A 7719-nucleotide genomic window follows, 5' to 3' on the forward strand; every position below is an offset into this window, starting at 1 on the left:
GCGGCAACGGCGACCAGCAGAACGCCCCCGTGCGCGACTTCGGTGGCGGCGACACCGCTCCGGCGGCGCAGCAGCCCGCCAACAAGGAACTGGCCTCGACCGGTTCCGGCGCCAACATGGCGTTCCTGATCGTCGGCGGTGCCGCGATGGCGGCCGGTGGCTTCACCTTCACCGTCCTGCCGGCGCGGCTCAAGCGCCGTCAGCAGGCCTCCGCGGCCTGAGTCGAAGACTTGTGCCCCGGCGCGGCGGTTCCGGGGCACTGAATCCGCCGTCCCGCCGTTCCGAGCCGGGCGCACCGCGTCATCGCGAGTGCGTCTGTGTAACGGTCGGCTCGGGACCACGGACGGTGGGCGGCACCGCGGTACGAGGCCGGGCCTTGGCCCGGCATCGAGAACGGGGCGCCCGCTCGGGTCGGTCCGTGTCGGACAGCTGCCGACAAGGCCTGATCCGGGTTCCGGAAGCTGCGGAGCGCCGCTGTACAGCGCGAAGGCCCTGGGGGCACCCAGGGCCTTCGTGTCGTCTACGGCACTTCGTGTCGTTCACAGGGGGCTGCGTGCGGGTCGATCGACCCGCGCCGTGCCCGATCAGGCCCGGCGGCTCGGCCGCGGCAGGCTCAGCCGCCCACGCGGGCCAACAGCAGCGCACATACCAGGACCAGCAGTGCGATCGCCGCGAGCATCGCGGGGTTGAGTCCACCGGAGCGCTGGAGCCGTTCGCGGCTGGCCCGGCACGTCGGGCAGCGACCCTCCGCGACCAGGCCGGCGCAGTTCGCGCACACCAGGCGGTCCAAGGTCATCTCGACTCCTCCGCCTCGATTGCTCCGCTATCACGCATCGATACGCATAACGCTCACGACGCGGTGGGAAGTTCCCGTCGCCTTCCACTGTGCCGCTTACACTCACGGCATGGCCATGCCCGACGACCACTCTGTTCGAGCCTGGGCGCCCGGCTCCGGGCAGTGTGGTCCCTTGGCCACCTCTGTGCCCCCAGCCGTATGCCCTGCCCCCTACACTGGCGCACCGTGATGCAACCGTGATCCGATTCGACAACGTCAGCAAGACCTACCCGAAGCAGCCGCGCCCCGCGTTGCACGACGTCTCCCTCGAAGTGGAGAAGGGTGAGTTCGTCTTCCTCGTCGGGTCCTCGGGCTCGGGTAAGTCCACCTTCCTGCGGCTCGTCCTCAAAGAGGAGCGACCGTCGCTAGGCAACATCTTCGTGGCCGGCAAGGACCTCGGCCGGTTGTCCAACTGGAAGGTGCCGGCTCTGCGCCGCCAGGTGGGCACCGTCTTCCAGGACTTCCGACTGCTCCCCAACAAGACGGTCTACCAGAACGTCGCGTTCGCCCTCGAGGTGATCGGCAAGCCCCGAGGCACGATCCGCAAGGTGGTACCGGAGGTTCTGGACCTGGTGGGGCTGGGCGGCAAGGAAGACCGCATGCCCGGCGAGCTGTCCGGTGGTGAACAGCAGCGCGTGGCGATCGCCCGTGCCTTCGTGAACCGGCCGATGATCCTCATCGCCGACGAGCCCACCGGCAACCTCGACCCGCAGAACAGCGTCGGCATCATGAAGCTGCTCGACCGGATCAACCGGACGGGCACCACGATTCTGATGGCCACGCACGACCAGGCGATCGTGGACCAGATGCGCAAGCGCGTCATCGAGCTGGAGCAGGGCCGGCTGGTCCGCGACCAGTCTCGCGGCGTGTACGGCTACCAGCACTGATCCACCGGACCACCACGGCGCGGCAGTCCGGCCGCGCCCCTAGCGACTAGGACATCATGCGCGCCCAGTTCGTCCTCTCGGAGATCGGAGTCGGTCTCCGCCGGAACCTGACCATGACGATCGCGGTGATCGTCAGTGTCGCGCTGTCCCTCACGCTGGCCGGAGCGGGTCTGCTGCTGCGCGTTCAGGTGAACGAAATGAAGGACTTCTGGTACGACCGGGTCGAGGTCTCGATCTTCCTGTGCGGCAAGAGCGACAAGGACGCCGGATGTGCGGGCGGCGAGGTGTCCAACGAGCAGCGCGAGGCGATCAAGGCCGAGCTCAGCCGGATGCCGCTCGTGGAGAAGACCTACTACGAGACCAAGCAGGAAGCCTTCCAGCACTTCAAGGAACAGAACAAGGAATCCCCGCTCTCCGGCAGCGTGACCGCCGACCAGCTGCCGGAGTCCTTCCGGGTCAAGCTCAAGGACCCGACCAAGTACACGGTGGTGGCGAGCGCGTTCGCGGGCAGACCGGGTGTGCAGTCGGTACAGGACCAGCGCAAGATCCTGGAGCCGTTCTTCAAGCTGCTGAACAACGCGCAGTGGGCGGCCATCGGCGTGATGGGCTTCATGCTCCTGGTGGCGATTTTGCTGATCGTCAACACGGCCCGGGTGTCCGCGTTCAGCCGTAGGCGGGAAACCGGCATCATGCGGCTCGTCGGCGCGTCGAATCTCTACATCCAATTGCCGTTCATCATGGAATCCGCCATCGCCGGGCTGCTGGGCGGTGCGCTGGCCTCCGGTCTGTTGAGCACCGGGTTCTTCTTCGGCGTCAAGAAGGGCCTCGGCCAGCAGTTCAACGCCTTCGAGTTGATCGGGTGGGGTCCGGTTCTGGCGACCCTGCCGCTCCTGGTCGTCTTCGGCGTGCTGATGTCCGCGGTCGCGTCGTTCTTCACGCTGCTCAAGTACCTCAAGGTCTGACCCCGGGATCCGGCCCGGATCCGCCTCGAAGGCCCTGTTCCGTGCGACGGACAGGGCCTTCGAACGTTTGTATGCGGCCGGATGGGTTCGTATTACTTCCATACCGGTGTGGGTCGTGGCAATTCGCGCCGATTACGCGTTTCTTGTGATCATGCGCAGAATTCGGACCAGGCGACTCGGATTGTCGGCGCTCGTGGTGATCACGGCCGCCGCGGTGGGCTTCGTGCCCGCGCACGCCGACGGCGACGCGCCCGCCCGCAAGCAGCGCGCCGACGTCGCGGCCAAGGACATGCGGGCGGATCTGGACGCGTCCCTGGCCCGACTCGCCCGCGCGGAGACCGCGTACGCCGAGGCCGTGGCGGCCCAGCCGGGCGCGCAGGCCGCCCTGGACGCGGCGCGCGTGCAGGTGGCCCAGGCACAGGCCCGGACCGCCGAGCTCGGGCACGGCGTGGACCTGGCCGAGGCCGCGGTGCGCACCGCGGAGGCCGAGCTGCACGACGTGGCCGCGTCGACCCAGGCGGTGCGCGACGACGTCACTCGGCTGGTGGGTCGGGCGTACCGCAACGGCGGGATGGCCCAGTTGTCGATGATCCTGCGCGCGCAGACCCCTGCCGAGCTGCTGAGCAGCCTCCAGGGCTACCGGCAGATGCTCCAGGCCGACCACGAGACGATCGCCCGGCTGGAGCGCACCCGCGACGCGATCGACGTGCGGCGGGCCGAGCTGGAGCGGCGCCGCGAGGAGGCCAGGGTCCGGCACGCGGAGGCCGGGCGGCATCTGGCCGAGCTGGTCGCGCTGGAGAAGACCGCGGCCGACGCGGCGGCGAAGGTGACCGCGCTGGCGGCGCAGCGCGAGGCCGCGCTGGCGACGGCGCGTGAGGAGAAGGCGGCCGACCAGCAGCGCTACGAGGCGACCCGGATCGAGCAGAAGCGGCTGACCGAGCTGGTGAACCGGCGCAATGCGCCGGCCCGGGCGGCCGGCCGCCCGGCGGCGTCCTCGAAGCAGGGCGGCGCGCTGTCGTACCCGGTGCGCGGGCCGGTCAGCTCGGGCTACGGGATGCGCTACCACCCGGTCCTGGAGTACACGAAGCTGCACACCGGCACCGACTTCGCGGTCCCCGAGGGCACCTCGGTGGGCGCCGCCCGCGCGGGCACGGTCGTGCAGACCGGCTACAACGCGGCGTACGGCTACCGCGTGGTGCTCTCGCACGGGCGCGTCGGCGGGGTCGCGCTGACCACGACCTACAACCACCTGTCCCGGATCACCGTGCGCGAGGGACAGCGGCTCTCCCGCGGCGAGCAGGTCGGCCGGTCGGGCAACACCGGCTGGTCCACCGGCGCACATCTGCATTTCGAGGTGCTCGTGGACGGCGACTTCGTCGATCCGGCGCTGTTTTTGTGAGACCGGGAAGCCGGCGCTCGTGAGACCGGGACGGCGGCGCGGACGGAACCGGGGCGGAAAGACCACCCACCCGGACGGGTAATGAGCTTGCGGCCATGCGCGAGAATGCAGGGATCATGGCGAAAGAGACCGGGCGCAAGCTCATCGCGCAGAACAAGAAGGCGCGGCACGACTACCTCATCGAGGACACTCTCGAAGTCGGCCTCGTCCTGACCGGCACCGAGGTCAAGTCGTTGCGGGCCGGCAAGGCGTCCCTGGTGGACGGCTACGCGAGCATCGACGGCGGCGAGGTGTGGCTGCACAACGTGCACATCTCGGAGTACTCGCAGGGCACGTGGACGAATCACGCGGCGCGGCGCAAGCGCAAGCTGCTGCTGCACCGGCACGAGATCGACAAGCTGGTCCAGGCGACCCAGGAAACGGGTCACACCCTGGTGCCGCTCAGCCTGTACTTCAAGGACGGTCGGGCCAAACTCGAACTGGCGCTGGCCAAGGGCAAGAAGAACTACGACAAACGACAGACCCTGCGCGAACAGCAGGACAAGCGCGAGACGGACCGCGTGATGTCGAAGTACGTGCGCGGCCGCCGGCAGTGACCCACCGGGAATCGGTGGTGACCCATCGGGAATGAAGTGGACCGGTCCGACGTTGGACCGTACGATGTGCCTGGTTCGGGCCGAGCAAGTGTGGCGGGTCGGGCCGTCGAGCAGGACACCCGGGTTCCTCGGAGCCTCGGTGGTTGCTTGAAAATTCAATAGGGGGTGATCGGTTTCGACTGCGGCTGTCGAAGCAGAGGAAGCGAGCCGAGGAAGCGACAATGATCTCGTTAACCACCTGTCGCAAACAAATAATCGCCGATACCAAGCGCGATTCCTTCGCCCTCGCTGCCTAAGCGAGTATCCGAAGGTGTCAGACCGGGTGCGTCCCCGCCCCGGACCCTGGCATAATCTAGGGGACTCCACCGCAAGACCCGGTTACGGGGTCGTGCGGGACAAAAAACAGTAACTGGGCCCGTCGGTGTCTTGTCCACGTGAACACCGGGGCCGAGAAAATCGTTGTGGACTGCGCTCGGAGAAGCTCTGGTTCCGCACCGTAGGACGCGGGTTCAATTCCCGCCACCTCCACCCCTGTTGACGAGAAGGCCCGGTGTGCTCGCACACCGGGCCTTCTCGCGTGCCCGTTCGGGCGGCGGCACGGGTGCGACCGGTGCCCGGAAAACGACGAACCGGCGGCCCCTGGGGGACGCCGGTTCGTGATGTCGAGGACACCGACCCGCCAATGCTCGCCTCTCGGCAAGTGGTCCCTCGTAGGGACTAATGGTTGGGCCCGGGGGCTTGGATCGAGCCGGTGTCGTTGAACAGCGTAACCGACCACTCGCCGGCGCCGGAATGATCGGCGAAGGACGAGGATCACAGTTTGCGAGGCCGCTTTCGACGGGTAAGGCGGGCCGCGCCGCGGCCCCCGGAACCGGCCGTGTCCACGAAGTGAGACCATCGAGGGCGATGCGACGCCGTGGGAAACGGGCGTCGCAGCGATCGGAGGAGAAAGAGTTCATGCCCGCAGCGCCCAGCGCCTCGTACTCGATCACGGCTCGACTGGAGGTCCCCGCAGGGGGCCCGTCGGTCAGTCGACTCACCAACACGGTCGAATCCGCCGGGGGGTCGATCACCGCGCTCGACGTCACGGCGTCCGGCCACGAGCGCCTGCGGATCGACGTCACGATCGCCGCGACCTCGACCGACCACGCCGACCGGCTCGTCGCGGCGATCCGGGAGATCGAGGGGGTCACCCTCGGCAAGGTCTCGGACCGGACCTTCCTGATGCACCTCGGCGGCAAGATCGAGATGCAGTCCAAGCATCCGATCCGCAATCGTGACGACCTCTCGATGATCTACACCCCGGGCGTGGCGCGGGTGTGTCTGGCCATCGCGGAGAACCCGGACGACGCGCGCCGGCTGACCATCAAGCGCAACACCGTCGCGGTGGTCACCGACGGCTCCGCGGTGCTGGGCCTGGGCAACATCGGCCCCAAGGCCGCGCTGCCGGTGATGGAGGGCAAGGCGGCCCTGTTCAAGCGGTTCGCCGGGATCGACGCCTGGCCGATCTGCCTGGACACCCAGGACCCGGACGAGATCGTCCGGGCCGTGCAGGTGATGGCGCCGGGCTTCGCCGGGATCAATCTGGAGGACATCTCCGCGCCGCGCTGCTTCGAGATCGAGCGCCGGCTGCGCGAGACGTTGGACATCCCGGTCTTCCACGACGACCAGCACGGCACCGCGATCGTGGTGCTGGCGGCGCTCACCAACGCGCTGCGGGTGGTCGGCAAGAAGATCGAGGATGTGCGCATTGTCATGTCCGGCGCGGGTGCGGCGGGCACGGCGATCCTCAAACTGCTCCTGTCCGCGGGCGCGGGCCACGTGGTGGTCGCGGACGTGCACGGCGTGGTGCACACGGGCCGTACGGACCTCGGCGAGGACCTGCGGTGGGTCGCCGAGCACACCAACGAGCAGGCCCTCACCGGCACCCTCAAGGAGGCCGTGGTCGGTGCGGACGTGTTCATCGGCGTGTCGGCGCCGAACGTACTCGCCGGCTCCGACATCGCCGCGATGGCCCCGGACTCGATCGTGTTCGCGCTGGCCAACCCGGATCCCGAGGTGGACCCGGCGGCGGCCCTGGAGCACGCCGCGGTGGTCGCCACCGGCCGCAGCGACTTCCCGAACCAGATCAACAACGTGCTCGTCTTCCCCGGTGTCTTCCGAGGCCTGGTGGACGCGCAGAGCAGGCACATCACCAACGACATGCTGCTCGCCGCCGCGCGGGCACTGGCGTCGGTGGTCTCCGACGACGAAGTGAACCCGAATTACATCATTCCGAGTGTTTTCCACCCGGAGGTGTCCGCCGTGGTGGCCGCGGCGGTGCGGGACGCGGTGTTGGCGGAGCGTCAGAACCCTGCGGGATGATCGTCGTACTGTCCGTACGGATCCCGGTTGCAGGGGCCCCCGAACGGCCCCGTAATCTGCCGGAACCGCGAAATCACGGGGCTTTCCCAGTGATTTCGCGTGTCCTTGATTAGCTTCCGGGCATGGATGAGTGCAGGATTCGTCCCCGGGGCAAGAACAGCGAGTTGGACTGAACCACGTTTGCGACCACGTTCGTGGTCGTCGGCGGAGGTCAGCAAGACACGGGAGTGACACATGAACCGCAGTGAGCTGGTGGCCGCCCTCGCGGAGCGCGCCGACGTGACCCGCAAGGACGCGGATGCCGTACTGAGCGCGCTCGCCGACGTCGTCGGCGAGATCGTCGCCAAGGGTGACGAGAAGGTCTCGATCCCGGGCTTCCTCACCTTCGAGCGCACCCACCGTGCCGCCCGCACCGCGCGGAACCCGCAGACCGGTGACCCGATCGACATCCCGGCCGGCTTCGGCGTCAAGGTTTCGGCGGGCTCGAAGCTCAAGGCCGCGGCCTCGGGCAAGTAGGTCCGTAGCGCCCCGGTGGAAAACCGGAAGGGGGGGGGGCCCGCGGGGGGCCCCCCCCCCCCCCGGGGGGGGGGGCCCCCGGGCCCGGTTGCGCGCCCCCCCCGGCCCCCGGGGGCCCCGGCCGGGGCACCGGGGCCCCGCCCCCCGGGGGGCCACGCGC

At 68.8% G+C, this 7719-nt stretch carries 8 protein-coding genes and 1 other RNA gene; 8 read left to right on the forward strand and 1 reads right to left on the reverse strand.

The genetic code is table 11. The features are described 5' to 3' along the window. Positions 1-29: 29 nt before the first annotated feature. Positions 30-221 carry an LPXTG cell wall anchor domain-containing protein gene (locus ACIBM5_RS45105; protein WP_360307270.1) on the forward strand — a complete coding sequence of 64 codons (192 nt, stop codon included), beginning with the start codon at positions 30-32 and terminating at the stop codon, positions 219-221. A gap of 392 nt (positions 222-613) precedes the next feature. On the opposite strand, the gene ACIBM5_RS45110 is transcribed toward ACIBM5_RS45105, so the two are convergent. Then, positions 614-796 carry a hypothetical protein gene (locus ACIBM5_RS45110; RefSeq protein ID WP_020553325.1) on the reverse strand — a complete coding sequence of 61 codons (183 nt, stop codon included), beginning with the start codon at positions 794-796 and terminating at the stop codon, positions 614-616. Between the two features lie 236 nt (positions 797-1032). Between ACIBM5_RS45110 and ftsE the strand changes: the two genes are divergently transcribed. From ftsE to ACIBM5_RS45145, 7 genes are all read left to right on the forward strand, one after another. Continuing rightward, positions 1033-1722 (forward strand): cell division ATP-binding protein FtsE, encoded by a 690-nt coding sequence (gene ftsE / locus ACIBM5_RS45115; protein WP_020553326.1) that lies wholly within the window; start codon positions 1033-1035, stop codon positions 1720-1722. A gap of 56 nt (positions 1723-1778) precedes the next feature. Then, positions 1779-2684: a permease-like cell division protein FtsX gene (gene ftsX / locus ACIBM5_RS45120; RefSeq protein WP_396012516.1), complete on the forward strand. Its 906-nt coding sequence runs from the start codon at positions 1779-1781 to the stop codon at positions 2682-2684. A gap of 151 nt (positions 2685-2835) precedes the next feature. Beyond that, positions 2836-4083 carry a peptidoglycan DD-metalloendopeptidase family protein gene (locus ACIBM5_RS45125; RefSeq protein WP_396012517.1) on the forward strand — a complete coding sequence of 416 codons (1248 nt, stop codon included), beginning with the start codon at positions 2836-2838 and terminating at the stop codon, positions 4081-4083. A 116-nt stretch (positions 4084-4199) separates the two neighbouring features. After that, a complete protein-coding gene (gene smpB, locus ACIBM5_RS45130; RefSeq protein WP_026218821.1) occupies positions 4200-4679 on the forward strand; it encodes an SsrA-binding protein SmpB in 480 nt (159 codons plus the stop codon). Positions 4680-4840: 161 nt separating this feature from the next. Then, positions 4841-5210, forward strand: a transfer-messenger RNA (tmRNA) gene (ssrA, locus tag ACIBM5_RS45135). A gap of 426 nt (positions 5211-5636) precedes the next feature. Then, positions 5637-7043 (forward strand): NAD-dependent malic enzyme, encoded by a 1407-nt coding sequence (locus tag ACIBM5_RS45140; protein WP_396012519.1) that lies wholly within the window; start codon positions 5637-5639, stop codon positions 7041-7043. 234 nt (positions 7044-7277) lie between these two features. Further along, positions 7278-7559 (forward strand): HU family DNA-binding protein, encoded by a 282-nt coding sequence (locus ACIBM5_RS45145; RefSeq protein WP_355539945.1) that lies wholly within the window; start codon positions 7278-7280, stop codon positions 7557-7559. Positions 7560-7719 lie beyond the last annotated feature (160 nt).

Source organism: Embleya sp. NPDC050493 (assembly GCF_044458105.1).
In the GTDB taxonomy this organism is placed as follows: domain Bacteria; phylum Actinomycetota; class Actinomycetes; order Streptomycetales; family Streptomycetaceae; genus Embleya.

Bases quoted from the DNA above. Each gene is read 5' to 3' on its own strand.
- ACIBM5_RS45125 (WP_396012517.1), top strand. From the start codon at position 2,836: ATGCGCAGAATTCGGACCAGGCGACTCGGATTGTCGGCGCTCGTGGTG.
- ACIBM5_RS45140 (WP_396012519.1), top strand. From the start codon at position 5,637: ATGCCCGCAGCGCCCAGCGCCTCGTACTCGATCACGGCTCGACTGGAG.
- ACIBM5_RS45110 (WP_020553325.1), bottom strand. From the start codon at position 796: ATGACCTTGGACCGCCTGGTGTGCGCGAACTGCGCCGGCCTGGTCGCG.
- smpB (WP_026218821.1), top strand. From the start codon at position 4,200: ATGGCGAAAGAGACCGGGCGCAAGCTCATCGCGCAGAACAAGAAGGCG.
- ftsX (WP_396012516.1), top strand. From the start codon at position 1,779: ATGCGCGCCCAGTTCGTCCTCTCGGAGATCGGAGTCGGTCTCCGCCGG.
- ACIBM5_RS45145 (WP_355539945.1), top strand. From the start codon at position 7,278: ATGAACCGCAGTGAGCTGGTGGCCGCCCTCGCGGAGCGCGCCGACGTG.